This is a genomic window from Actinomadura flavalba DSM 45200, from assembly GCF_000374305.1.
GTDB classification, from domain to species: domain Bacteria; phylum Actinomycetota; class Actinomycetes; order Streptosporangiales; family Streptosporangiaceae; genus Spirillospora; species Spirillospora flavalba.
The window spans coordinates 1-24,815 of record NZ_KB894097.1 but is presented as its reverse complement, the minus strand read 5'-3'; the positions used below and the strand labels follow the sequence as shown (position 1 = coordinate 24,815).

The window sequence follows — 24,815 nt, the reverse complement described above, 5'->3', positions numbered from 1 at the left end:
TGAAGACATCCGGAAGGTCTCCGTTGTTCCGACCAAGAAGATCAACGCTCGCCGTCCTCGCGGCCGTCCTGCCCCTCACCCTGTCCGCCTGCGGCGGCGACGGGGCGGGCGGCGCGGCGGCGGGCGGCGGCGCGCCGGTCCAGGGCGGCACGCTGACGTTCGCCGTCAACAGCGAACCGCTCGCGCTGGACCCGCACACGAGCCCGCAGGACGTCACGGCCATCTTCACCCGGCCGATCCTGGACTCGCTGGTGTCGCAGGAGAAGGACGGCACGATCAAGCCGTGGCTCGCCACGTCGTGGGAGATCTCGCCGGACCAGCGCAGCTACACCTTCAAGCTGCGCCAGGACGTGAAGTTCACCGACGGCACCCCGTTCGACGCCGCCGCCGTCAAGGCGAACCTGGACCACATCGTCGACCCGAAGACCAAGTCGCAGCTCGCGGCGTCGCAGTTCGGGCCGTACCAGGACACCGAGGTCGTGGACCGTTACACGGCCAAGGTGAACTTCGAGCGCCCGCACTCGCCGTTCCTCAACGTGCTGTCCACGGTCTTCTTCGGCATCCACTCGCCGAAGGAACTGGCCAAGGGCCCGGCGGCGCAGGCGTCGAACATCGTGGGCTCCGGGCCGTTCCTGCTGGAGAAGTACACCGCGCACCAGAGCGCCACCTACCGCCGCAACCCGGACTACAGGTGGGCGCCGCCCACGTCGTCCCACCAGGGTCCGGCGCGCCTCGACCGGCTGGAGATCAAGATGCTGGTCGAGGACTCGGTCCGCTACGGCGCGCTGACCAGCGGCCAGGTCGACGCGATCCTCGCCGTGCCGCCGTCCAGCCTGCGGCTCGCCGAGGCCGACAAGCGGCTCAAGGTGGACCGGGTGCCGGTCGGCACCTACTCCTACTTCCTCAACACCACGCACGGCGTCTTCACCGACCCGAAGGTGCGGGACGCGTTCCGCTCGTCCGTCGACTTCAAGACGCTCGTCGACAAGCTCTACTTCGGCGCGTTCACCAAGGCGTACAGCCCGCTGTCGCCGCAGGCGCCCGGCTACGACAAGGGCACCGAGAGCCAGTGGGGCTTCGACGCGGCCAAGGCGAACCGGCTGCTGGACGAGGCCGGCTGGACCGCCCGCGACGGCGAGGGCTACCGCACCAAGGACGGCAAGCGCCTCACCCTGCGCTGGCCCATCCTGAAGGCCCTGGACCGGGAGTCGCGCGTCACGCTCTCCGAGCAGGTGCAGGCCGAGGTGAAGAAGGTCGGCTTCCACGTCGACATCCAGAACGTCACGTTCAACGAGTACCTGGTCAAGTACGGCAAGGCCGAGTACGACCTGCTCGACTACAGCATGCGCGCCGACGCCGACTCGCTGCGCAGCCTCTTCGACACCGGCAACATCACCAAGGGCCCGCGCCTCACGCAGAACGCCGCCCGCTACTCCGACAAGGAGGTGGACGGCTGGTTCCAGCAGGCCCTGGCCAGCTCCGACGCCAAGACCCGGCTGGAGCTGTACGAGAAGGTGCAGCAGAAGGTGATCGCGCAGAGCGTCGTCGTCCCGGTCTACGTGCAGTCCACTCTGGTCGGGCGGAACGCCAAGGTCGGCGGCATCACCTTCGAGCCGCAGGGCTTCCCGCTGTTCCAGACCGCGTGGATCGGCCGTGGCTGAGACCGCCCCGCCCGCCGTCAAGGCACCCGTCCGCTCGCATCGCCGCCCGTCCCGGATCACGGGGCGGGCGGCCCGCCGCGCGGCGGTGCGCCTCGCGACGTCGCTGCTGGTGTTCTGGGGCGCGCTGACGGCGTCGTTCTTCGCGCTCCAGGCGATCCCCGGCTCCACCGTGGACGCGCTGCTCGGCAACAACGACGCGTCGATGGAGGTCCGGCAGCAGATCATCAGCGACTACGGCCTGGACCGGCCGCTGCACGCCCAGTACCTCACCTACGTGGGACGCGCGCTGCTCGGCGACCTCGGCCGGTCCTACCAGCTCGACCAGCCGGTGACGGGGGCGATCGGGGCGGCGATCGTCCCGTCGCTCCAGCTCACCGCCGCCGGCCTGGCGCTCGGCCTGGCCGTCGCGACCGCGCTCGCGCTCGCCACCGCGCACCGGCGGCGCGCGGTGCGGTCGATCTCGTCCGGCGTCGAACTCGTCGGGGTGTCGGTGCCGGTGTTCTGGGCGGCGATCCTGCTGCTCACGCTGTTCTCATTCCGGCTCGGCTGGTTCCCGGCGGTCGGCGGCGACAGCGTCGCCGCGCTCGTCCTGCCCGCCGTCGCCATCGCGATCCCGGTCACCGCCGTCCTCACCCAGGTCATGCGGGAGGGGCTGGAACGCGCGCTGGACGAGCCGTTCGTGCTGACCGCCCGCGCGCGCGGCATGACCGACGCCGCCGTCCGGCTCCGGCACGCGCTGCGGCACGCCCTGCTGCCCGTCGTGACGCTCGTCGGGTGGCTGTTCGGGGCGCTGCTCGGCGGCATCGTGGTGACGGAGAAGGTGTTCGGGCGGCCGGGCCTCGGCCGTCTCGTCGTGGACGCCGTGGTGACCAAGGACCTGCCGGTCGTGCTCGGCGTCGTCATCTGCACGGCCGCGCTGTACATCGTCATCAACATCGCGCTGGACCTCTTCTACCCGGTGATCGACCCGCGGCTGCGGGGGGTGTCATGACCGCCCCGGCCGCCGTCGTCCCCGAGGTGACCGCCGTCGTGCCGCGACGGGGGGTGCGGTGGCGTCCGGGCCTGTGGGCCGCCGGGGCGTTCGTCGCGCTGGTGCTGCTGGCGTCCGCGTTCCCGGGGCTGCTGGCCCCCGAGGCGCCCGACGCGGCCGACGCGCTGCGCGCCCTCCAGGCGCCGGGCGGCGCGCACCTGTTCGGCACCGACGCCAACGGCCGCGACGTGCTGTCCCGCGTGATCCACGGGGCGCGGCCGTCGCTGCTGGCCGGGGTGGGCGCGACCGCGCTCGCGCTGGTGAGCGGGACGCTGCTCGGGCTCCTCGCCGCGCTCGGCGGACGGGCCGCCGACGAGATCGTCATGCGGCTGATGGACGTGGTGCTGTCGCTGCCGTCGCTGCTGCTCGCGCTCGTCGTGCTGACCGTGACCGGGCCGGGGCCGCTGCCGTCGGTGCTGGCCATCGCGCTGTACACGATGCCGATCTACGCCCGGCTGGTGCGGGTGCAGGCGAACGTGGTGCGGCGGTCGGTGTACGTGGAGGCGGCGGTGTCGCTGGGGCTGCGGCCGTCGCGCGTCGTGCTGCGGCACGTCCTGCCGAACGCGTTCGCGCCGCTGGTCGTGCTCACGACGATCGAGGTCGGCGCCGCGATGGTCGCGGCGTCGTCGCTGAGCTACCTGGGGTTCGGCCCGAAGCCGCCCGCGCCCGAGTGGGGCGCGATGCTCGCGGCGGGCCAGCAGTACTTCGCGATCGCCTGGTGGATGGCGGTCTTCCCCGGCCTGGCCATCACCGCGACCGTCCTGGCGATCACCGCCGTCGGCCGCGCCCTGCAACAGCGCTCCGAAGGGAGGCCCGCATGACCTTCGCCAGCCCGGCCGACGTGGAGCGGTACGGCGAGTACGGGCCCGGCCGGCTGGACGTGTCGTCCGGCTGGAACCGGCCCCGCTACCCGTTCCGGGGCCGCGTCACGGCCGACGGTTCCAGCGGGTATCCGGCCGAACCGGGCCGGTACCACCTGTACGCGTCGTACGCGTGCCCGTGGTCGCAGCGCAGCGTGATCGTCATCGGGTTGACGGGGCTGCGGGACGTGGTGTCGGTCTCCTACGTGGACGACGCCCGCGACGGACGCGGCTGGGCCTTCCGCGCGGCGCGCGGACCCGACCCGGTGAACGGCTTCGCGCTGCTCCAGGAGGCGTACGACGCGACGGAACCGGGCTATCCGGGCCACCTGTCGATCCCGGTGCTGTGGGACCGGGCGGAGGGGCGGATCGTCAGCAACAACTTCCCGGACATCTCGCTGGATCTCGGCACGGCGTTCGACGCGTACGGCGACCCGTCCGTCCGGCTCTACCCGGAGCATCTGCGGGCCGAGATCGACGAGCTGAACGCCTGGGTCTACGAGAACGTCAACAACGCCCCGTACCAGGCCGCGGCGGCGACCACGCAGGCGGACCACGACGCCTGGCGCGCCCGCCTCACCGACGCCTTCGACACCCTGGACGGCCGCCTCGCGGACCGCCGCCACCTGCACGGCGACGCCCTCACCGAGTCCGACGTCCGCCTCTGGCCGACCCTCGCCCGCTTCGACCTGCTCTACAACCCGATGAGCGGCCTCACCGAACGTCCCCTCTCGTCGTGGGAGCACCTGTGGGCCTACGCCCGCGACCTCTACGCCCGCCCGGCCTTCCGCGAGGCCACCGACCTCCCGGCCCTGCCGCCGCTGCTCGCCCGCGCCGCGACGATCGTCAACCCCGGCGTCCGGCGCCTGCGGATCGAGCCCGTCCACCCCGGCTGGAGCTGACCGGCACGCCCCGGCGGCACGCCTGCGGCCGCCGGGGCGCCGAGGTCACGGCGTGGCCTGGTCGGTGTACTCGTGGAAGTACTTCTTGGTCTCTTCCAGGAGGTCGAGGTGGTTGAGGTCGGGGTTGTCGGCCTTGACGATCGGCTGGAAGTAGTCGCTGAACGTGGAGAAGTCGAGCTTGGTGGTGTCGATGATGGATTTGCGGGCGTAGAAGGCGGAGACCTGCTCCAGTTGTGACTGGAGGGCCGTCGACTGGACCGACTGGGCCCAGGCGTGGAAGTCCAGGCGGACGAGGGAGTCGCCGTCGAGCGCGATGAGCAGGGTGTCGGCGGTGCCGCCCTCGGTGTTCTCCTGGCCCAGCAGGGTCTGGACGGTGGTCGTGAAGAGGGTCGCGATGCCGTTGACGATGTTGTCGCCGCCTCCGGCGACGAAACTGCGGACGGCCGACATGACGGCGTCGGGCACGACCGACGCGCTCGTCGACTGGATGGCGTGGGTCTCCTTGAACTCCGACCCGAAGCTGGAGACGGCCGGGGACTTGTCCGTCCCGACGCCGGCGCCCAGCAGCGCCACCAGCGTCTGCTCCTGGAACAGGTTCACCTTCGTTTCGGCGAGGTTCTCCAGCGTCTCCAGGTGGGCCTTCGCCTCCTTGAGCAGATCCGACGAGGCGTCGAACGACGTGATGACGTCCCGGATGGCTCCCATGACGATTCCTCCAGCGAAGAAGACTGCGGACTGAGACGCGGCGTGCGGGAGCTACAACGACCGCCTTACGTGAGTGACCCTAGATACCGGGCGGCCCGGCGGCGTGTTTTCCCGGAATCGGCCCGGACGTTCCGCCGTCCTTAACCGGCCGCCGCGTTCTTTCCGTTCTCCCGCCGATTCCGGTGCGCCGTGATATGGGCCACTCGGGGTTTTAGGGGGGTCGTAGGGGAGTGCTCTGGGGATCGTCGCCGGAACGCCGAAACGACACTGAGGAACGGAAGGCGGTGCCGACGAGAGGACGCCATGCTGCGCACGGAACTGATCCGCCCGCTGCCCGAACTCCTGACGGCCCACGCCCGGCGGCACGGGGACAAGGTCGCGTTCACCGACGCGCGGCGGGGCGTCACCTACGCCGACCTGGAACGGCGGACGGGTCGCCTCGCCGGGCACCTGTCGGCGCACCCGGGCGGTCCCCGTTTGCAGCCGGGGGAGCGGGCCGCGCTGCTGCTCGGCAACCGGGTCGAGATGGTCGAGGCGTACCTGGCCGTCGTCCGGGCGGGCGGGATCGGAGTGCCGCTCGACCCGCGCGCGACCGACGCCGAGCTGGCGTTCCTGCTCGCGGACAGCGGGGCGTCGGTCGTGCTGACCACGGCCCCGCTGGCCGAGCGGATCGCCGGGTTCGCGCTGCCGGGACCGGCGCCGAAGCTCGTCGTCGCGGGGGGCGGGGACGTCCCCGCCGGGGCGCTGCGGTTCGAGGAGCTGGCGCGGAGCGAGCCCCGGCTGCCCGCCCGCGACGACCTCCCGCTCGACGCCCCCGCGTGGATGCTCTACACGTCCGGGACGACCGGCCGCCCCAAGGGCGTGCTGTCGTCGCAGCGGTCCTGCCTGTGGTCGGTCGCCGCCTGCTACGCGCCGATCCCCGGGCTGACCGGCGACGACCGGGTGCTGTGGCCGCTGCCGCTGTTCCACAGCCTGTCGCACATCGCGTGCGTGCTGGCCGTCACCGCCGTCGGCGCGAGCGCCCACCTGCTCGACGGGTTCGCGCCCGGCGACGTGCTGGAGGCGCTGCCGGAACGGTCGATCACGTTCCTGGCGGGCGTCCCGGCGATGTACCACCAGCTCGTCCGGGCGGCCCGGACGCGCGGCGTGACCGCGCCCGACCTGCGGGTCTGCCTCGTCGGCGGGGCGGTCACGACCGCCGAGCTGCGCCGGTCGTTCGAGGACGCGTTCGGCGTCGCGCTGCTCGACGCCTACGGCAGCACCGAGACGTGCGGCGCCATCACCGTCAACTGGCCGACCGGGGCGCGGGTCGAGGGGTCGTGCGGGCTGCCCGTCCCGGGGCTCGGGGTGCGGCTCGTCGACCCCGACACCGGCGCGGACGCGGGCCCGGACGCCGAGGGCGAGGTGTGGGTGCGCGGCCCGAGCGTCATGCTCGGCTACCACGACCGGCCGAAGGAGACGGCGGCGGCGCTGCGCGACGGCTGGTACCGCACCGGCGACCTCGCCCGCCGCGACGCGGACGGCTTCTTCACCGTCACCGGCCGCATCAGCGAACTGATCATCCGGGGCGGCGAGAACATCCACCCCGGCGAGGTCGAGGCGGTGCTGCGCACGGTTCCGGGCGTCGCGGACGTCGCCGTCACGGGCCGCCCGCACGACGTGCTGGGCGAGGTCCCCGTCGCGTACGCGGTGCCCGAACCGTCCGGTTTCGACCCGCATGCGCTGCTGGCGGCCTGCCGGGAACACCTCTCGGCCTACAAGGTGCCCGAGGAGATCTACGAGATCGACGAGGTGCCCCGCACCCCGTCCGGCAAGCCCCGCCGCCTCGCCCTCCTCTCCCACCCGGCCCGCCTCCGCGCCGTCGCCTCGACCCGCCCCGGCCTCCTACACCGCCTCACCTGGACCCCCATCGAGAGCACGGACACCGAGCCCACAGCCGCCGACCCGCACGCTGAACCCGATCAGCACGACGTGGCGGCTCCCGCCGTGGCGGATCGGCTCACCGGTGCGTCCGGCGCTGAGGGCGCAGCCGCCGATTCGCACGGTGTGCCCGATCAGTACGGCGTGGTGGCCCCCGCCGTGGCGGATCGGCTCACCGGCGCGCCCGGCGCTGAGGGCGCAGCCGCCGATTCGCACGGTGTGCCCGATCAGCACGACGTGGCGGCTCCGGCCGTGGCCGGGCGGCTCGCCGGTGGGTCCGGCGCTGAGGGCGCGGACGCCGTTCCGCATGGTGTGCCCGATCAGTACGGCGTGGTGGCCCCCGCCGTGGCGGATCGGCTCACCGGCGCGCCCGGCGCCGAGCCCGCAGCCGCCGATCCGCACGGTGAACCCGATCAGCACGACGTGGCGGCTCCGGCCGTGGCCGGGCGGCTCGCCGGTGGGTCCGGCGCTGAGGGCGCGGACGCCGTTCCGCATGGTGTGCCCGATCAGTACGGCGTGGTGGCCCCCGCCGTGGCGGATCGGCTCACCGGCGCGCCCGGCGCCGAGCCCGCAGCCGCCGATCCGCACGGTGAACCCGATCAGCACGACGTGGCGGCTCCGGCCGTGGCCGGGCGGCTCACCGGTGCGTCCGGCGCCGAGGGCGCGGACGCCGAGCCCACAGCCGTCGATCCGCACGGCGTGGTGGCTCCCGTCGTGGGGGGTCGGCTCGCCGGTGGGTCCGGCGGTGAGGGCGCGGACGTCGTGGTGCTCGCCGGGGGTGATCCGTACGGCGTGGTGGGGTCGGGGGTGGCTCGGTACGGTTCGCTCGCTTCCGCCGTCGAGGCGGCGGGCGGGGGCGTCGTCCTGTTCTTCGCTCCGCGCGGTGGCGAGCCCGGTCGCGCCGTTCCGGACGCCGCCGACCTGGCGGCCGAGGTCGCCGCCCGGCTCGCGGCCACGTCCGCCGCCGTCGTCGTCGTGACGCGGGGGGCGGTGGCCGATGCGGCGCCCGATCCGGTGGGGGCCGCCGTCTGGGGCGCCCTGCGGCACCTTCAGCTCACGGCGTTGGGTCGCGTCCGGCTCGTCGACCTCGATCCCGGCGGCGACCCGGACGCCGCCGGTCTGCTCGCGGCCGTCGCCTCCGGGGAGCCGCAGATCGCGGTACGCCACGGCGTCGCGCTGCGTCCCACCCTGGTCCGGGACGGCGCGGGTTCCGCCCGCGCCGGGTCGTTCGGGGGGCAGGGTGCTGGTCCGCTCGCGGACATCGCCCCCGGGGGACCGCAGGTCGGGGTGGGCGAGGGTGCCGTGCTGCGTCCCACCCTGGTCCAGGACGGCGCCGGTTCCGCGCGCGACAGGGCGGTCAGGGGGCAGAGCGCCGATCTGCACGCGGACACCGCCCCCGAAGGGCGGCAGGTCGAGGTGGGTGAGGGTGCCGCGCTGCGGCCCGCGTTCGTTCCCGACGGTGCGGGTTCCGCGCGCGACGGGTCGGTCGGGGGGCACGGTGTCGTCCTGATCACGGGTGCGGGCGGGGTGCGTGGCGGTGCCGTGGCGCGGCATCTCCTCGCGGCGCACGGGGTGCGGCGGTTCGTGCTGGTCTGCGACCTGGGGGGCGCCGACGCGGGGGCTGCGGGGCTCCGCGACGAGCTGACCGAGCGCGGCGCCGACGTGGTGCTCGCCGCCTGCGACGCCGCCGACCGCGCCGCGCTCGCCTCCCTGTTCGCCGACGCCGCCCACCGTCCGTCCGCCGTCGTCCATGTCGCCGGCGACGACGCCCGGCCGTCCGCCGTCGTAGACGCCGCCTGGAACCTGCACGAGCTGACCGGCGACACCGTGACGTCCTTCGTCCTGATCGCCTCGCTCGCGGGCGTCCTCGGCACCCCGGGCGACGCCGCCGCGGCGGCGGGCGCGGCGGCCCTGGAGGCCCTGGCCCGCCTGCGCGCGTCCCACGGCCTCCCGGCGACCTTCCTCGGCACCGGCCCGGACAAACCGGACACCATCCCCCACCTCGCCCCCCTCACCCCGGCCGACCGCACCACGGCCTTGGACGCCGCCCTGCACGCACCGCACCCGGTGACCTACGCCCTACGCCCCGACCCGACCCCGACCCCACACCCGGTCCGCCCCGCCTCGGACCCGGTCCGCCCCGCCTCGGACCCGGTCCGCCCCGCCTCGGAGGCGATTCGCCCCGCCTCGGAGGCGATTCGCCCCGCCTCGGAGGCGATTCGCCCCGCCTCGGAGGCGATTCGCCCCGCCACGCCCACGGGCCGACCCGCCACGGATGTGACTCGACCCGCGTCGGAGGCGATTCGACCCGCCTTGGACGCGAGCCGACCCGCCTTGGACGCGGTCCGACCCGCCTCGGACGCGGTCCGACCCGCCCCGGTCGCGGTCCGACCTGCCCCGGTCGCGGGCCGACCCGCCCCGGACGCGATTCGACCCGCCACGCCTGCGGGCCGACCCGGCACGGACGCGGGCCGACCCGGCACGGACACGGCCGGGGTGCCCACGGATTGGGACGGCCGTGCCTCGGGTGCCGGGGTCGATCGTGGCGCCGAGGCGGGCGGGGAGGGTTTTCGTTCGGATGGTCCCGTACCGGCGCCGCTGCGTGATCTGGTCGGGACGGGCGGATACGTCCGGGAAGGTGCCCCGGACGGGGACGCCGTGCCGGACTCCGCCGTGACCGACGCGCTGCGCGGGCGGCTGCGAGGCGAGACCGAGGCGGCGCGCGAGGAGGCGCTGGCGGGGATCGTCCGGGACGAGGTCGCCGCGCTCCACGAGCTGCCCGAGGGCGGCGAGGTACGGACCGGCACCGCGTTCCGCGACCTCGGGCTCACGTCGGCGTCGGCCGTCGCGCTGCGGGAGCGGCTGGTCCGCGCCACGGGGCTGCGGCTGCCGGTCACGCTGGCGTTCGACCACCCGACGCCGGACGCGGTCGCCCGCCACCTGGCCGGGCTGCTGTTCGGCGCGAAGCCGGAGGACGCCGCACCCGCCGCCGACCCCGCCGACCCCGCCGACCCGGGCGACCCGATCGCCGTCGTCGGCATGGCCTGCCGACTCCCCGGCGGCATCACGTCCCCGGAGGACCTGTGGCGGTTCGTCACCGAGGACGGTGACGCCATCGGCCCCTTCCCCGCCGACCGGGGCTGGGACCTGGCCGCCCTCTACGACCCCGAGCCCGGCACCCCCGGCCGCTCCTACGTCCGCGAGGGCGGCTTCCTCGACGACGCGGGCGGGTTCGACGCCGCGTTCTTCGGCATCTCGCCGCGCGAGGCCCTCGCCATGGACCCGCAGCAGCGGCTGCTGCTGGAGACGTCGTGGGAGGTGCTGGAACGCGCGGGCCTCGACCCGGCGTCGGTCCGCGACACCGACGTCGGCGTCTACGCGGGCGTCATGTACCACGACTACGGGACCGGCGGCGAGGTGCCCGCCGAGCTGGAGGGCTACCGGGGGACGGGCGCGTCGGGCGCCGTCGCGTCCGGCCGGATCGCGTACACGCTCGGGCTGCGCGGCCCGGCGCTGACGGTGGACACGGCGTGCTCGTCGTCGCTCGTCGCGCTGCACCTGGCGGCGCGGGCGCTGCGCGCGGGCGAATGCGACCTCGCCATCGCGGGCGGGGTGGCCGTGATGTCGCGTCCCGACTCGTTCGTGGAGTTCTCCCGGCAGCGCGCCCTGTCGCCCGACGGGCGGTGCCGCGCGTTCGCGGACGGCGCGGACGGCACCGCGTGGTCGGAGGGCGTCGGCGTCGTGCTGCTGCAACGCCTGTCGGACGCGCGCCGCGCGGGCCGCCGCGTCCTGGCGGTGCTGCGCGGGTCGGCCGTGAACCAGGACGGCGCGTCCAACGGCCTGACCGCGCCGAGCGGCCCCGCGCAGGAGCGCGTCATCCGCCGCGCCCTCGCTGACGCGGGCCTCACCCCCGCCGACGTGGACGCCGTCGAGGCGCACGGCACCGGCACCGCGCTCGGAGACCCGATCGAGGCGGGCGCGCTGCTCGCCACCTACGGTCAGGGCCGTCCGGCGGACCGTCCGCTGTGGCTGGGCTCGCTCAAGTCCAACCTCGGGCACGCGCAGGCCGCCGCCGGCGTGGCGGGCGTCATCAAGACGATCCAGGCGCTGCGGCACGGCGTCCTGCCCCGCACGCTGCACGTGGACGCACCGAGCGGCCGGATCGACTGGGCGTCGGGCGCGGTGGAACTGCTCACCGAGGCGCGGCCGTGGCCGGAGGCGGACCGCCCGGCCCGCGCGGCGGTCTCGTCGTTCGGCGTGAGCGGCACGAACGCGCACGTGATCCTCGAAGAGGCCCCCGCCGAGGCCGCGGCCGAGGACGAACCCGCCGAGGCGCCGTCGGTGTTCCCGTGGGTCCTCTCGGCCCGCGACCCCGCCGCGCTGCGCGCCCAGGCGGGCCGTCTGGCGGATCTCATCGGTGACCCGTCGTCGGGGTCGTCGCGTGCGGTCGACGTGGCGCACGCGCTGGTGACGGCGCGTGCGCGGTTGGAGCATCGGGCCGTGCTCGCGGTGAGCGGGCCGGAGCAGGCGGACGCGGCGCTGCGGGCGTTCGCGGACGGCGCGGACGACGTGCCGGGACTCGTCACCGGAGAGGCCGCGCCGGTGTCCGGGCCGGTGCTGGTGTTCCCCGGGCAGGGGGCGCAGTGGGCCGGGATGGGCGCGGAACTGCTGGACGCCTCGCCGGTGTTCGCCGCGCGGTTCGCGGCCGCCGACGCCGCGGTGGCCGAGGTCGTGGACTGGTCGGCGCTCGACGTCGTCCGCCGGGTGCCCGGGGCGCCGTCGCTGGACCGGGTGGACGTCGTCCAGCCCGTGTCCTTCGCGGTGATGGTGGCGCTCGCGGCGGTGTGGGAGTCCCTGGGCGTGGCGCCCGCCGCCGTGCTGGGCCACTCGCAGGGCGAGATCGCGGCGGCCTGCGTGGCGGGCGCGCTGACCCTGGAGGACGCCGCCCGCGTCGTCGCCCTCCGCGCCCAGGCCATCGCCCGCACACTGGCCGGGCACGGCGCCATGCTCGCGGTCTCCCTCCCCGCCGCCCACCTGTCCCCCGACCCGCCAGACGGCGCGGCAGGGTCGCCCGGCAGGGTCATCCCGGGCGCGCTGGACGGCGCGGCCTCGCCGGGCAGGGTCACCTCGGCCTCGCTGGACGGCGCGCCAGGGTTGCCCGGCGCGGTCATCCCGGGTGCGCTGGACGGTGCGGCCTCGGCGTTGCCGGACGGGGTCGAGGTCGCGGTCGTCAACGGGCCGTCCGCGACCGTGGTGGCCGGGGCGCCCGAGGCGATCGAGGCGCTGTCGGCCTCCTACGAGGCCGCGGGGGTGCGGGCGCGGCGGTTGCCCGTCGACTATGCGTCGCATACTTCGCATGTCGCCGCCATCGAGGGCGACCTGATGCGCGATCTGGGCGGGATTCGCCCGTCCGCGCCGAAGGTGCCGTTCTACTCGACGTCCGAGGCGCGCTGGGTCACCGACGCCGCGCTGGACGCGGGCTACTGGTACCGCAACCTGCGCGAACCCGTCCGTTTCGGCGACGCCGTCGCGGCGCTGGCCGACGCCGGGCACCGCGTCTTCGTCGAGTGCGGCAGCCACCCCGTCCTGACCCCGGCGATCGAAGAGGTCCTGGACGGCACCCCCGCCGTCGTCACCGGCACCCTCCGCCGCGACGACGGCGGCCCCGCCCGCCTCCTCGCCTCCGCCGCCCACCTGTGGACCCGCGGCGTCCCCGTCACCTGGTCCACCCTCTTCGACGGCCTCCCCGCCCGCCCCGTCGACCTCCCGACCTACCCGTTCCAGCACGAGCACTACTGGCTCATCCCAGAACGCCCCGAACGCGACACCCGCCCCCCGCTCTACGGCCTCACCTGGACCCCGCACGGCCCGGCCTCCGGCACGGCAGACCCGGACCTGCGCATCGTCCGCATCCCACCCACGCCGGATACCCCACCCACGCCGGATGCCCCGCCCAGGCCGGATGCCCCACCCGGGCCGGATGCGCCGCCCGCGCCGGATGTCTCGGCCGTGCCAGGCGTCCCGCCTGCGCCGAATATCCCGGACGCGCCGGATAGCTCGGTCGTGCCGGAGGCCCCACTCGCGCCGAATGACCCGCTCACGCCGGATATCCCGCTCACGCCGGATGTCTCGGCGGTGCCGGATGTCCCGGCCGCGCCGGATGTCCCGGCCGCGCCGGGTATCTCGGTCGTGCCGGAGGCCCCACTCGCGCCGGATGGCCCTCTCACGCCGGATGTCCTGCCCGCGCTGAGTGTCCCGCCCATGCCGGATGTCTCGGCCGTGCCGGATGTCTTGGCTGCGTCAGGCGACCCGGCCGTGGCGTCGGGCGGGCTGGACCGGTTGCGCGAGGTCACCGGTCGCGTCCTCGCCGCGCTGCATGGTCTGGCGGGCGAGCCCGGTGCCCGGCTCGTCGTGGTCACGGCCGGTGCCGTCGCCGCGCGCGGGCCCGGTGATGTCACCGACCCGGCCGCCGCCGCCGTCTGGGGTCTCGTTCGCTCCGCCCAGTCCGAGCACCCGGGCCGCATCGTCCTCCTCGACACCGACGCCCCCGGCGCGCCGCTCCCGGCGCTGCCCGACGACGAACCCCAACTGGCCCTGCGCGACGGCCGCCTGCACACACCGCATCTGGCCGAGCTGCCCGCCGCCGCCGCGTCCGGCGCGCCGCTGAACCCCGACGGGACGGTGCTCGTCACCGGGGGCACCGGCACGCTGGGCGGGCTCGTCGCGCGGCACCTGGTGACCGAGCACGGCGCCCGGCACCTGCTGCTCGTCAGCCGGCGCGGGCCGCAGGCGCCGGGCGCGGACGCGCTGGCCGCCGAGCTGGAAGGGCTCGGCGCGCGGGTGCGGGTCGTCGCGGCCGACCTGGCGCACCGCGCCGAGGTCGCGCGGGTGCTCGCGGACGTCCCGGACGCGCATCCGCTGACCGCCGTGATCCACGCCGCCGGAGTCCTCGACGACGGCGTCATCGAGGCCCTGACCCCCGAACGCCTGGACGCCGTCCTCGCCGCCAAGGCCGACGCCGCCGCCCACCTGGACGCGCTGACCCGCGACGCCGATCTCGCCTGGTTCGTCCTGTTCTCCTCGGCGGCGGGCACGTTCGGCAACCCGGGCCAGGGCAACTACGCCGCCGCGAACGCCTACCTCGACGCGCTCGCGCACGTCCGGCGCGCGAGGGCCCTGCCCGCCGTGTCGCTGGCATGGGGCTGGTGGGCGGCCGAGAGCGAGCTGACGGCGCGGATCGACGCGACGTCGGCCGCCCGGCACCGCCGCTCCGGCGTCCTGCCGCTGCCCACCGCGACCGGTCTGGCCCTGCTGGACGCGGGCCTGGCCGCCGCGCACCCGGCCCCGGTCCCGGTTGCGCTCGACCTGGCCGGGTTGCGCGCCGCCGACGAGCCGCCGCACCCGCTGCTGCGCGCCCTCGTCCCCCCGTCGCGCGAGCAGGCCACGCCGCCCGAGGCCGACGCCACGTCCGAGTACGCCCGCCTCGCCCCGGCCGAGCGGACCCGCGTCCTGCTCGACCTGGTGCGCCGCAACGCCGCCGCCGTCCTCGGCCACGAGGGAGCCGACGCCGTCGAACCCGCCCGGACGTTCAAGGAGGCCGGGTTCGACTCGCTCACCGCCGTCGAGCTGCGCAACCGGCTCGCCGGGCCCACCGGCCTCCGGCTGCCCGCGACCGCCGTCTTCGACCATCCGACCCCCGCCCGCCTCGCCGCGCACCTGGCCGCCGAGATCACCGGCGACGAGCCCGCCGCCGCGCCCGCCCCGGTCGTCGTCCGGGCACGTCCGGACGACGACGACCCGATCGCGATCGTCGCCATCGGCTGCCGCTACCCCGGCGGCGCCGACGACCCGGACGGCTTCTGGCGCCTCGTCCACGACGGCGTCGACGCCATGACCGACCTGCCCACCGACCGCGGCTGGAACCTCGACGCCTACGACGCCGACCCCGACCGCCCCGGCACCTACTACGTGCGCAAGGGCTCCTTCGTGGACGCGACGGGCTTCGACGCCGAGTTCTTCGGCATCTCCGCCCGCGAGGCCGTCGCGATGGACCCGCAGCAGCGGTTGCTGCTGGAGGTCACCTGGGAGCTGCTGGAGCGCGCGGGCCTGAGCCCGCACGGGCTGCGCGGCGCGCCGGTCGGGGTGTTCACCGGCGTGATCCACCACGACTACACCAAGCTGCTGTCGCCGCCCCCGCCCGAGCTGGAGGGATACCGCCTGACCGGGACGGCCGGGAGCGTCGCGTCCGGACGGGTCGCGTACACGCTGGGGCTGAGCGGCCCGGCGATCACCGTGGACACGGCGTGCTCGTCGTCGCTGGTCGCGCTGCACCTGGCCGCGCACGCGCTGCGGCGCGGCGAGTGCGACCTCGCCATCGCGGGCGGCGCGACGGTCATGTCCACGATGGACAACTACATCGACTTCTCCCGCCAGCGCGGCCTGGCCCCGGACGGGCGCGCCAAGGCGTTCGCCGCCGCCGCCGACGGCACCGCGTGGTCGGAGGGCGTCGGCCTGCTGCTCCTGGAGCGGCTGTCGGACGCGCGGCGCGCCGGGCACGACGTCCTGGGCGTCCTGCGCGGGTCCGCGCTCAACCAGGACGGCGCCTCCAACGGCCTCACCGCGCCGAGCGGCAGCGCGCAGAGCGGCGTGATCCGGCGCGCGCTCGCCGACGCGGGCCTGACGCCCGCCGACGTCGACGCCGTCGAGGGCCACGGCACCGGCACCACGCTGGGCGACCCGATCGAGGTCGGCGCGCTGCTGGACGTCTACGGCCGCGAACGCGACCCGGACCACCCGCTGTGGCTCGGCTCGATCAAGTCGAACATCGGGCACAGCCAGGCCGCCGGCGGCGTCGCGGGCGTCATCAAGATGCTGCTGGCGCTGCGGCACGGCGTCCTGCCCCGCACCCTGCACGTGGACGCCCCGACGCCCGAGGCCGACTGGTCCGGCGGCACCGTCCGGCTCCTCACCGAGAACCGCCCCTGGACCGCGAACGGCCGCCCCCGCCGCGCCGCCGTCTCCGCCTTCGGCGTCAGCGGCACCAACACCCACGTCATTCTGGAGGAGCCGCCCCCCGCCCCGCCCGAGCCCGAGCGCCCCGCCCGGCCCGGCACCACACCGGTCTTCACCCCCGGCCGACGAGGTGTTCCCCCCGGCCCCGCCACCGGCGCCGGACCCGCCGCCCCGAGCGAGCGCGCGCAACCCGCTCGGCCCGGCACCGCGTCGGCCGACGCGCAAGGTGGCGCCGTCCCGGCGCGTGACGTCGCCGGGTCGGAGCCCGACGCCGGGGCGCTGCCGTTCGTGGTGTCCGGGGGGTCGGCCGGGGGACTGCGGGCGCAGGCGGGGCGGCTGTCCGGGTTCGTGGAGGCGGAGCCGGGCGATCTCGCGTACTCGCTGGCCGCGACGCGGGCGCCGCTGGCGCACCGGGCCGTCGTCGTCGGACGTGACCGGGCCGGGCTGCTCGACGGGCTCGCCGCGCTGCGGGACGGCGCTCCGCACCCCGCGCTCGTCGAGGGCGTCGCGGTCGCGGCGGCCGGGCCGGTGCTGGTGTTCCCCGGGCAGGGCGCGCAGTGGGCCGGGATGGGCGCGGCGCTGCTGGACGCGTCGCCCGTGTTCGCCGCCAAGATCGCCGAGTGCGAACGGGCGCTCGCGCCGCTGACGGGATGGTCGCTCACCGACGTGCTGCGGGACGCGCCCGGAGCGCCGTCGCTGGAGCGCGTGGACGTCGTGCAGCCCGCGTCGTTCGCCGTGATGGTCGCGCTCGCGGCGGTGTGGGAGGCGCTGGGCGTCGTGCCCGCCGCCGTCGTGGGACATTCGCAGGGCGAGATCGCCGCCGCGCACGTCGCGGGCGCGCTCAGCCTGGACGACGCCGCGCGGGTCGTCGCGCTGCGCGCCCGCGCCGTCGCCCGCACGCTGGCCGGACGCGGCGGGATGCTCGCCGTCGCCCTCCCCGAGGACGAGACCGCCGAGCGGCTCCGGCACGGCGTCGAGGTCGCCGTCGTCAACGGCCCGGCGGCGACCGTCGTCGGCGGCGCGCCCGGAGCGCTGGACGCGCTGGAACGCGAGCTGGCCGCCGACGGCGTCCGGGTCCGGCGGCTGCCCGTCGACTACGCCTCGCACACCGCGCAGGTCGAGGCCGTCCGCGACGACCTGGCCGCCGCCCTCCGCGACCTCCGCCCCGAGGCGCCGCGCGTCCCGTACTTCTCGGCCGCCGAGGTGCGTCCCGTGCGGGACGCCGGGCTGGACGCGGCGTACTGGTACCGCTCGCTGCGCGGACGCGTCCGCTTCGGCGAGGCCGTCGCCGCGCTCGCCGCCGAGGGCCACCGCGCGTTCCTGGAGGTCAGCGCCCATCCGGTACTGACCCCGGCGATCCAGGAGGTCCTGGACGACGCGGGCGTCACGGGCGTCGTCGCGGGCACCCTGCGCCGCGACGACGGCGGCGCGGACCGCCTGCTCGCCTCGGCCGCCGAGCTGTGGGTCCGGGGCGTCACCGTCGACTGGACGGCCCTGTTCCCGGACGCGCGCCCGGTCCCGCTGCCCACCTACGCCTTCCAGCACCGCCCCTACTGGCCCCGGGTGACGGCCCAGGGAGCACCCCCGCCCGCCCCCGCCGACGAACCCGCCGACACCCTCGACGACCTCGCCCCGGAGGAACGCCTGACCGCCCTGCGCGACCTGGTCGCCGCCGAGGCCGCCGCCACGCTCGGCTCCCCGGACCCCCTCACCCCCGACACGGTCTTCTTCGACGTCGGCTTCACCTCGATCCGCGCCACCGAACTCCGCAACCGCCTCAGCACCCGCACCGGCGCCAAGCTCAGCCCCACCGTCGTCTTCGACCACGTCACCCCCGCCATGCTCGCGGACCACCTCGCCGAACGCCTCGACCCGACGGAAGGAGCGCACTGACATGTTCGACCCCGCCGCCTACCTGGCGGCCCTCGGCCTGACCGCGCCGGAGAAACCGGACGTGGAGGCGCTGCGGCGGCTGCACCTGCGGCACGTCCGGCGGCTGCCCTACGACAACGCGCACTGGGTCGGGAGCGGGCGCGCCGGACTGGTCGCCGCCGACATCGACCTGGACGCCGACTTCGACCGGATCGTCCGGGACGGGCGCGGCGGGAACTGCCTGGAACTCGCCGGGTCGTTCCACCGGCTGCTGCTCGATCTCGGCTTCGACGCGCACCTGCTCGGCGCCGCCCTCCGCGAGCCCGACGGGCGGTTCAGCACCGCCGACGCCCACATGCTCGTCGGCGTCCGGTTCGGCGCCGACCTGTGGCTCGCGGACGTCGGCTTCGCCGGACCCGGCTTCATCGAACCGCTCCGGGCGGCCCCCGACGAGGTCGAGCAGTACGGCGTCGCCTACCGCGTCCCCCGCGACGCCGCCGGCCGCCACGTCGTGGAGCGCCGCCCCAGGGACGGCGACTGGCAGCCCCTCTACCGCTTCACCGACCGCCCCCGCCGCTTCGCGGACTGGTACGCGGGCGTCGGCGGCGCGGGCTGCACCCCGGACGGCGACCTGCTCGAACCCGGCTCGGTCATGCGGTCGCGCGCGACCGGGAGCGGGCAGCGGGTGCTGATCGGCCGCCTGCTCACCACCGTGGACGCGGGCGCGCAGCGCACCCGCGTCCTGGTCGCCGCCGACGACCTGGCGGCGGCCGTCCGCGACATCCGGGAAGGGGAGGCCGGATGACCGGCGTGCGGGAGACGGAGATCGTGATCGTCGGGTACGGGCCGGTGGGGCAGGTCCTCGCGGTGCTGCTCGCGCAGGCGGGGCGGGAGGTCGTCGTCCTGGAGCGCTGGGCGGACCCGTACCCGCTGCCGCGCGCGGTCGCCTACGACGCCGAGTCCGCCCGCATCCTCGCCACCACGGGCATCGACCCGTCGCTCGGCCCGCACGGCCGCCCGCTCGGCGACTATGTGTGGCGCAACCAGGACGGCGTCGAACTGCTCGCGTTCACCGGCCTGCACGAGATCGGGCCGCAGGGCTGGCCCGGCGTCACGTCCATGTACCAGCCGGGGCTGGAGGACGCGCTCATCGCGCGCGGCGCGGAACTGCCGGGCCTGACGGTGCTGCGCGGCGCCGAGGTCACCGCCGTTCAGGACCACGGCGACGCCGCGACCGTCACCGCGACCGGGCCCGACGGGGCGCCGCTGCACGTCCGCGCCGCCTGGGCGGTCGGCTGCGACGGCGCCAACAGCGTCGTCCGCCGCGCGCTCGGCGTCCCGTTCGAGGAGCGCGGGTTCAGCCACGACTGGCTGATCTGCGACATCACCAGCGACCGGCCCTACGACCCCGACAACCTCCAGATCTGCGACCCCGCCCGTCCGCGCACGTCCGTCGCGGCCGGTCCCGGGCACCGCCGCTGGGAGTTCATGCGGGTCGCGGGGGAGACCCTGGACGAGCTGAACACGCCCGAGGCCGCGTGGCGGCTGCTGGAACTGGGCGGCGAGTCGCGCGCCGACGTGACGCTCGACCGGCACGCCGTCTACACGTTCCTCGCCGGGCACGCCGCGCGGTGGCGGACGGGCCGCGTCCTGCTCGCCGGGGACGCCGCGCACCTCATGCCGCCGTTCGCCGGGCAGGGCCTCTGCTCGGGCTTCCGCGACGCGCGCAACCTGGCGTGGAAGCTCAACCTCGTCCAGGACGGGCTGGCCGGTCCCGGCGTGCTCGACACCTACACCGAGGAGCGGCGCGCGCACGTCCAGGCCGCCATCGACCGGTCGGTCGAGCTGGGCAAGGTCATCTGCGAGCCCGACCCGGTGGCCGCCGCCGCCCGCGACGCCGCCCTGCTCGCCGCCAAGGACGGCGACGACGGCCCGGTCCTGGAGGTGCAGCGCCTGCACGGCGGTCTCCTGCACGCGGACGCGGCGGCGGGCGACCTCGCCCCCAACCCGGTCGTGCGCGAGGGCGACCGCACCGCCCGCCTGGACGACGTCGCGGGCACCGGCTTCGTCCTGCTCACCGCCGTCCCCCCGGACCACCTGCTGGAACCGGCCCATCACGCCCTCCTGGCCGCTCTGGGCGGCCGGATCGTCCACGTGGTCCCGCCCGGTTCGCGCGGGCCGAGCCCGGCGGCGGTGGTCGACACGCAGGACGTGCTGCTGCCCTTCCTCGCGGGCCACAACGCGCGGGCCGTCCTGGTCCGCCCCGACTTCTACGTCTTCGGCGCGGCCACCGGTCCCCACGACGTCGCCGCGCTCCTGGACGACCTGCGCGACCGGCTCACCGCCCGCGCGGCCTCGTCCGAGACGGCACCGGTCAGTTGAGCACGGCGAAAGGGAACGGCATGGCGCACGAGACGGACGCGGTCCGGGAGTTCTACGCGGCGTGGGGGAGGGGCGACCTGGACGCCGCCGTCGCGGTGTTCGGCGACGAGGCGGTGTGGAGCGCGCCGCCGGGGCTGGAGGACGCCGGGCTGAGCGGCGTCGTCAAGGGGCCGGGCGAGATCGGCGCGCTGCTCGCCCGCGCACGGGAGGTGCTGGACGTCCGGCCCGAAGTGGACGAGACCGTCGCGGGCGACGAGCAGATCGTCGTGTTCGGCACCGCCGCCGTCCGGGGCGCGCTGACCGGGACGTCCGGCAGCGCACCGTTCGTCGATGTGTGGCGGTTCGCGGACGGACGGGCCGTCGAGGTCGCCGGGCGTCACTCGACGGCGCCCGCGCGGGACGTGCTCGCCGCCGACGGCGGAGACGGGCTGCGCGGGCTGTCCACCGACTTCATGCTCTCGCAGCTCCTGCGCTCGGCCGTCGACCTCGGCGTCTTCCCCGCCCTCGCGGACGGGCCGCTGCCCGCCGCCGAGCTGGCCGCCCGCACCGGCCTGCACCCGCGCGGCGCCGCCGACTTCCTCGACGCCCTCGCCGCGCTCGGCCTGCTCGCCCGCGCGGACGGCCGGTACGGCACCACGCCCGTCACCGCCCGCTACCTGGCCGACCCGGACGCCGACCCCTACCTCGGCGGCCTGTTCGCCTACGTCGGAAGCCACTGGTACTGGTCGTGGGGCAGGCTTCCCGAGGCGCTGCGGACGGGGGAGTCCCAGTCGTACGGCGGCGCCGCCCCCTACGACGCCATCCACGCCGACCCCGGCGTGACCGAAGGCTTCCAGCGCGCCATGGCGGGCGCGTCCACGGCCCTGCGCGCCGCGCTGGCCGGGCTGGACCTGTGGCGCGGCTTCGCGACCGTCACCGACGTCGGCTGCGCGGACGGCGCGCTGCTGTCCCGCGTCCTGACGGCCCACCCGCACCTGGCCGGAACCGGCTTCGACCTGCCCACCGCCGAGCCCGGCTTCGACCGCACGGTGGCCCGCTACGGCACCGCCGGGCGGCTGCGGTTCGCCGGCGGCGACTTCCGCACCGACCCGTTCCCGGCGGCGGACGCCGTGCTGCTCGCGCACGTCCTCATCGACTGGGACGAGGACGTCCGCCGCCTGCTGCTCGCCCGCGCGTTCGACGCGCTGCCCGAGGGCGGCACCGTCCTCGTCGTGGACACGCTCGTCGAGGACGCCCGCGACGCCGCCAGCGCCGCCGGGCTGCTGGTCAGCCTGCACATGCTCGTGGACCAGCGCGGCGGACCGAGCTACACGGCGGGCGAGGTGACGGGCTGGCTGCGGGACGCGGGCTTCGACGGCGTCGAGGTGCGGGCGCTGTCGGGGTTCGACCGGCTCGTCACCGCGACCAAGCCCAAGCGGAATGATTCCGTATAGGGGTTGCCGCCCCGTCGTCCGCGTGCGTACGCTCGACCCTAAGCGGAATCTTTCCGTTAAGCCGTGCCGCCCCCGTCAGACAAGGAACCCCACGATGTCCGTGAAGATCGCCGTCATCTACTACTCGTCCACCGGGAGCGTGCACGGCCTCGCCCACGCGGTCGCCGAGGGCGCCGAGAAGGCAGGCGCGCAGGTGCGCGTCCGCCGCGTCGCCGAACTGGCGCCGCAGGAGGCCATCGACGCCAACCCGGCCTGGCGCGCGCACGTCGAGGAGACGCACGCCGAGGTGCCCGTCGCCGACCACGACGACCTGCGCTGGGCCGACGGCTACGCCTTCGGCACCCCCACCCGCTTCGGCAACGTCGCCGCGCAGCTCAAGCAGTTCCTCGACACCACCGGCCAGCTCTGGCTCGACGGCACGTTCACCAGCAAGCCGTTCACCGGCTTCACCAGCACGATCAACCTGCACGGCGGCAGCGAGGCCACCTTGATCGCCCTGTACCTCCAGGCGTTCCACTGGGGCTCGGTCATCGTTCCGCCCGGCTACAACGACACCAGCGTCCCCGACGCCTACGGCAACCCCTACGGCGTCTCGCACCCGACGAAGGCGGCGGGCGACGTCCCCGACGAGAAGGCGCTGGCCGCCGCGCACTTCCAGGGCCGCTACCTGGCCGAGATCACCGCCCGGCTGCGCGCGGGCGCGCCCGTCTAGATGGGCGGCCTGGCCGGGCACTGGCGGCTCGTCGCGATGGTCGAGCACGACCCGGCGGGGACGCCCCGCGACGGGCCGCTCGGCGCCCGGCCGCGCGGCTCGCTGTACTACGGGGAGGACGGGTACATGTCCGTCCACCTCATGCGCGACCCGGCCGAGGGCGCGGGCTACATCGGCTACGCCGGGACGTGGGCGCCCTCGCCGGACGGCGGCCGGGTCACGCACACGGTGGCGGTCTCGTCCGACCCGTCCTGGGCGGGCGGCGACCAGCACCGCGACGTCGACCTGGACGGCGACCGCCTCGTCCTGACCCGCCACGACACCATCGACGGCACCCCCTTCCGAGCCACCCTCACCTGGCTGCGTTCATGAGTCCCGGCCTACGGCCGCTCGCCGGGGGCTCGCGGCCTAACCAGGACTTTGCGGACGCGGCATCGCTTCGCGATCTGCCCGACGAGGCTCGCCTCCGGCTTGGCCTCGCCGGGCAGTTAACGCGTCCGCGCGGGGGTCGAGGTCGCCTGGGTGAACCCGCTTCGCCCGCTCCCGCCGTGCGGGAGCGGGCGAGGTGGGGCCGGTTAGACTTCGGGTGGAAGCGGGGTGGAGGAGGCGCGATGGCGAGCCGGTCGGGCGGTGTTCTGCCGGTGGTCGGGCAGCGGCCCGCCGAACGCGCCGACGCCGTCCGGAACCGCCGCAAGATCCTCGAAGTGGCCGCGCGGATGCTCGCGGAGGACGGCGCCGAGGCGCTGTCGCTGGCCGAGGTCGCGCACGCCGCCGAGGTCGGCGTCGGCACCGTCTACCGCCGGTTCGGCGACCGCGCCGGGCTGCTGCTCTCCCTCCTGGACGACACCGAACTGCGTTTCCAGGAGGCGTTCCTGCACGGCCCGCCGCCGCTCGGCCCCGGCGCCCCGCCCGCCGACCGGCTGCGCGCCTTCCTGCACGCCCTCGTCGACCGCGTCGAGGCCCACCCCGACCTGCTGCTCATGACCGAGAACACCACCCCCGGCCAGCGCTACGGCAACGGCCACCACTCCGCCCGCCGCCTGCACACGGTCATGCTCCTGACGTCCCTGCGCCCCGGCGCCGACGTCCACTACCTGGCCGACGCGCTGCTGGCCGCCGTCACCCCCGGCCTCGTCGTCTTCCAGCGCCGCCACCAGCACCGCACCGCCGACGAGATCAAGTCCGGCGTGAACGACCTGCTGACCCTCCTCTGACCGGCTCAGCCGCCGTAGGGGCGGGTGATGATCTCCATGGCGTGACCGCCCGGGTCGCGGAAGTAGACGCCCCGGCCGCCGTCGTTGCGGTTGATCTCGTTCGGGCGCCGGAAATGGGGGTCGGCGTAGTGCGTGACCCCGGCGTCCCGGAGGCGCTGGAACGCCGCGTCGAACTCCTCTTCGGAGATGAGGAACGCGTAGTGCTGCGGGACGATCGTCCCGCGCGGGGCCGTCGCGAAGTCGAGCGTGACGCCGTTGCCGGTGACGACGGGGACGAACGGCCCCCAGTCGGCTCCGGCGTCCAGCCCCAGGACGTGCGCCAGGAACTCGGCGGACTCGCGCTTGTCGGGCGACTGCACGATGGTGTGGTTCAGCTCGACCGTCATGGTGCGACCTCCAGAACTTCGCCGGACCTCCAGTGTGGGCGACGGCGCGGGGATGCGCGCGTCGCCGGTGGGGACCGCCCGTCCGTTTCTCCGAGGTTTCCGAGGTGCGGCTTGACGGTTTCCCGGTCGGTGTGTGATTCTGATTGCGGGATCGAGGTTGACACTGCAAATAGGTGTGGGCATTTCTCTGCGTTCTGCTCTATGCTGCTCTCTTGCGCCTGCCCTCGACTCTCTCCCTTCCGTTGGCGGTGATGTCGTCCGGCGCGCGTGTCGTCAGTCCGCCGCGATCCCTCGGAAGGACATCTGTTGGCCGTCTCGAACGCCTCCTCCGCTTCCCGCCGCGTCTCCTTCGCCCGTCTTCAGGAGCCGCTCGAAGTCCCCGACCTCCTCGCCGTCCAGACCGACTCGTTCGACTGGCTGCTGGGCAACGAGCGATGGCGGTCCCGCGTCGCGGCCGCCCGCGAGAACGGGGACCGGAGCGTCCCCGCCCAGTCGGGTCTGGACGAGATCTTCGAGGAGATCAGTCCCATCGAGGACTTCTCCGGAACCATGTCGTTGTCCTTCCGGGATCACCGGTTCGAGCCGCCGAAGTACTCCGTGGAGGAGTGCAAGGACAAGGACATGACGTTCTCCGCTCCGATGTTCGTCACGGCGGAGTTCATCAACAACACCACCGGTGAGATCAAGAGCCAGACGGTGTTCATGGGCGACTTCCCGCTCATGACC

At 75.3% G+C, this 24,815-nt stretch carries 13 protein-coding genes and 1 pseudogene; 12 read left to right on the top strand and 2 right to left on the bottom strand.

Annotated features, from left to right (window positions below; all coding sequences use genetic code 11):
* Positions 1 to 23 precede the first annotated feature (23 nt).
* The 4 genes from C229_RS0118830 to C229_RS0118815 are packed head-to-tail and all read left to right on the top strand — an operon-like array spanning position 24 to position 4,453.
* The gene (locus C229_RS0118830) at positions 24 to 1,661 is read left to right on the top strand and encodes an ABC transporter substrate-binding protein (protein ID WP_018656652.1); all 1,638 of its coding nucleotides are present in this window, start codon (positions 24 to 26) and stop codon (positions 1,659 to 1,661) included.
* Positions 1,654 to 2,652 carry an ABC transporter permease gene (locus C229_RS0118825; protein ID WP_018656651.1) on the top strand — a complete coding sequence of 333 codons (999 nt, stop codon included), beginning with the start codon at positions 1,654 to 1,656 and terminating at the stop codon, positions 2,650 to 2,652. Before C229_RS0118830 ends, C229_RS0118825 begins: the two co-directional genes overlap by 8 nt.
* Complete coding sequence (locus C229_RS0118820; protein WP_018656650.1) at positions 2,649 to 3,512, top strand: ABC transporter permease; 864 nt, start codon at positions 2,649 to 2,651, stop codon at positions 3,510 to 3,512. The genes C229_RS0118825 and C229_RS0118820 overlap by 4 nt, the downstream gene beginning before the upstream one ends.
* Positions 3,509 to 4,453: a glutathione S-transferase C-terminal domain-containing protein gene (locus C229_RS0118815; RefSeq protein ID WP_018656649.1), complete on the top strand. Its 945-nt coding sequence runs from the start codon at positions 3,509 to 3,511 to the stop codon at positions 4,451 to 4,453. Before C229_RS0118820 ends, C229_RS0118815 begins: the two co-directional genes overlap by 4 nt.
* Before the next feature lie 45 nt (positions 4,454 to 4,498).
* Here C229_RS0118815 and C229_RS0118810 read toward each other — a convergent pair whose 3' ends face one another.
* A complete protein-coding gene (locus tag C229_RS0118810; protein WP_018656648.1) occupies positions 4,499 to 5,158 on the bottom strand; it encodes a hypothetical protein in 660 nt (219 codons plus the stop codon).
* Positions 5,159 to 5,461: 303 nt separating this feature from the next.
* Here C229_RS0118810 and C229_RS35455 point away from each other — a divergent pair, with 303 nt between their 5' ends.
* The 7 genes from C229_RS35455 to C229_RS0118775 all read left to right on the top strand — a co-directional run bounded on the left by C229_RS35455 (position 5,462) and on the right by C229_RS0118775 (position 23,703).
* Complete coding sequence (locus C229_RS35455) at positions 5,462 to 17,983, top strand: type I polyketide synthase (protein ID WP_018656647.1); 12,522 nt, start codon at positions 5,462 to 5,464, stop codon at positions 17,981 to 17,983.
* 1 nt (position 17,984) lies between these two features.
* Complete coding sequence (locus C229_RS0118800; protein ID WP_018656646.1) at positions 17,985 to 18,767, top strand: arylamine N-acetyltransferase family protein; 783 nt, start codon at positions 17,985 to 17,987, stop codon at positions 18,765 to 18,767.
* Positions 18,764 to 20,344: a bifunctional 3-(3-hydroxy-phenyl)propionate/3-hydroxycinnamic acid hydroxylase MhpA gene (gene mhpA, locus C229_RS0118795; RefSeq protein WP_018656645.1), complete on the top strand. Its 1,581-nt coding sequence runs from the start codon at positions 18,764 to 18,766 to the stop codon at positions 20,342 to 20,344. The genes C229_RS0118800 and mhpA overlap by 4 nt, the downstream gene beginning before the upstream one ends.
* A gap of 20 nt (positions 20,345 to 20,364) precedes the next feature.
* Positions 20,365 to 21,777 (top strand): methyltransferase, encoded by a 1,413-nt coding sequence (locus C229_RS0118790; RefSeq protein ID WP_018656644.1) that lies wholly within the window; start codon positions 20,365 to 20,367, stop codon positions 21,775 to 21,777.
* Positions 21,778 to 21,871: 94 nt separating this feature from the next.
* Positions 21,872 to 22,489, top strand: coding sequence for an NAD(P)H:quinone oxidoreductase (wrbA, locus tag C229_RS0118785; protein WP_018656643.1), 618 nt, complete (start codon positions 21,872 to 21,874; stop codon positions 22,487 to 22,489).
* Entirely contained in the window at positions 22,490 to 22,861 is a 372-nt protein-coding gene (locus C229_RS0118780) for a lipocalin-like domain-containing protein (protein ID WP_018656642.1), read from the top strand.
* Between the two features lie 239 nt (positions 22,862 to 23,100).
* Complete coding sequence (locus tag C229_RS0118775; RefSeq protein ID WP_018656641.1) at positions 23,101 to 23,703, top strand: TetR/AcrR family transcriptional regulator; 603 nt, start codon at positions 23,101 to 23,103, stop codon at positions 23,701 to 23,703.
* A 5-nt stretch (positions 23,704 to 23,708) separates the two neighbouring features.
* Here the strand turns inward: C229_RS0118775 and C229_RS0118770 are convergent, their stop codons facing one another.
* Entirely contained in the window at positions 23,709 to 24,089 is a 381-nt protein-coding gene (locus C229_RS0118770; protein WP_018656640.1) for a VOC family protein, read from the bottom strand.
* 303 nt (positions 24,090 to 24,392) lie between these two features.
* Between C229_RS0118770 and C229_RS31065 the strand changes: the two are divergent.
* Positions 24,393 to 24,815: pseudogene (locus tag C229_RS31065) on the top strand (DNA-directed RNA polymerase subunit beta); the annotation flags it as partial.

Bases quoted from the DNA above. Each gene is read 5' to 3' on its own strand.
- C229_RS0118820 (WP_018656650.1), top strand. From the start codon at position 2,649: ATGACCGCCCCGGCCGCCGTCGTCCCCGAGGTGACCGCCGTCGTGCCG.
- C229_RS0118815 (WP_018656649.1), top strand. From the start codon at position 3,509: ATGACCTTCGCCAGCCCGGCCGACGTGGAGCGGTACGGCGAGTACGGG.
- C229_RS0118810 (WP_018656648.1), bottom strand. From the start codon at position 5,158: ATGGGAGCCATCCGGGACGTCATCACGTCGTTCGACGCCTCGTCGGAT.
- C229_RS35455 (WP_018656647.1), top strand. From the start codon at position 5,462: ATGCTGCGCACGGAACTGATCCGCCCGCTGCCCGAACTCCTGACGGCC.
- C229_RS0118800 (WP_018656646.1), top strand. From the start codon at position 17,985: ATGTTCGACCCCGCCGCCTACCTGGCGGCCCTCGGCCTGACCGCGCCG.
- mhpA (WP_018656645.1), top strand. From the start codon at position 18,764: ATGACCGGCGTGCGGGAGACGGAGATCGTGATCGTCGGGTACGGGCCG.
- C229_RS0118790 (WP_018656644.1), top strand. From the start codon at position 20,365: ATGGCGCACGAGACGGACGCGGTCCGGGAGTTCTACGCGGCGTGGGGG.
- wrbA (WP_018656643.1), top strand. From the start codon at position 21,872: ATGTCCGTGAAGATCGCCGTCATCTACTACTCGTCCACCGGGAGCGTG.
- C229_RS0118780 (WP_018656642.1), top strand. From the start codon at position 22,490: ATGGGCGGCCTGGCCGGGCACTGGCGGCTCGTCGCGATGGTCGAGCAC.
- C229_RS0118775 (WP_018656641.1), top strand. From the start codon at position 23,101: ATGGCGAGCCGGTCGGGCGGTGTTCTGCCGGTGGTCGGGCAGCGGCCC.
- C229_RS0118770 (WP_018656640.1), bottom strand. From the start codon at position 24,089: ATGACGGTCGAGCTGAACCACACCATCGTGCAGTCGCCCGACAAGCGC.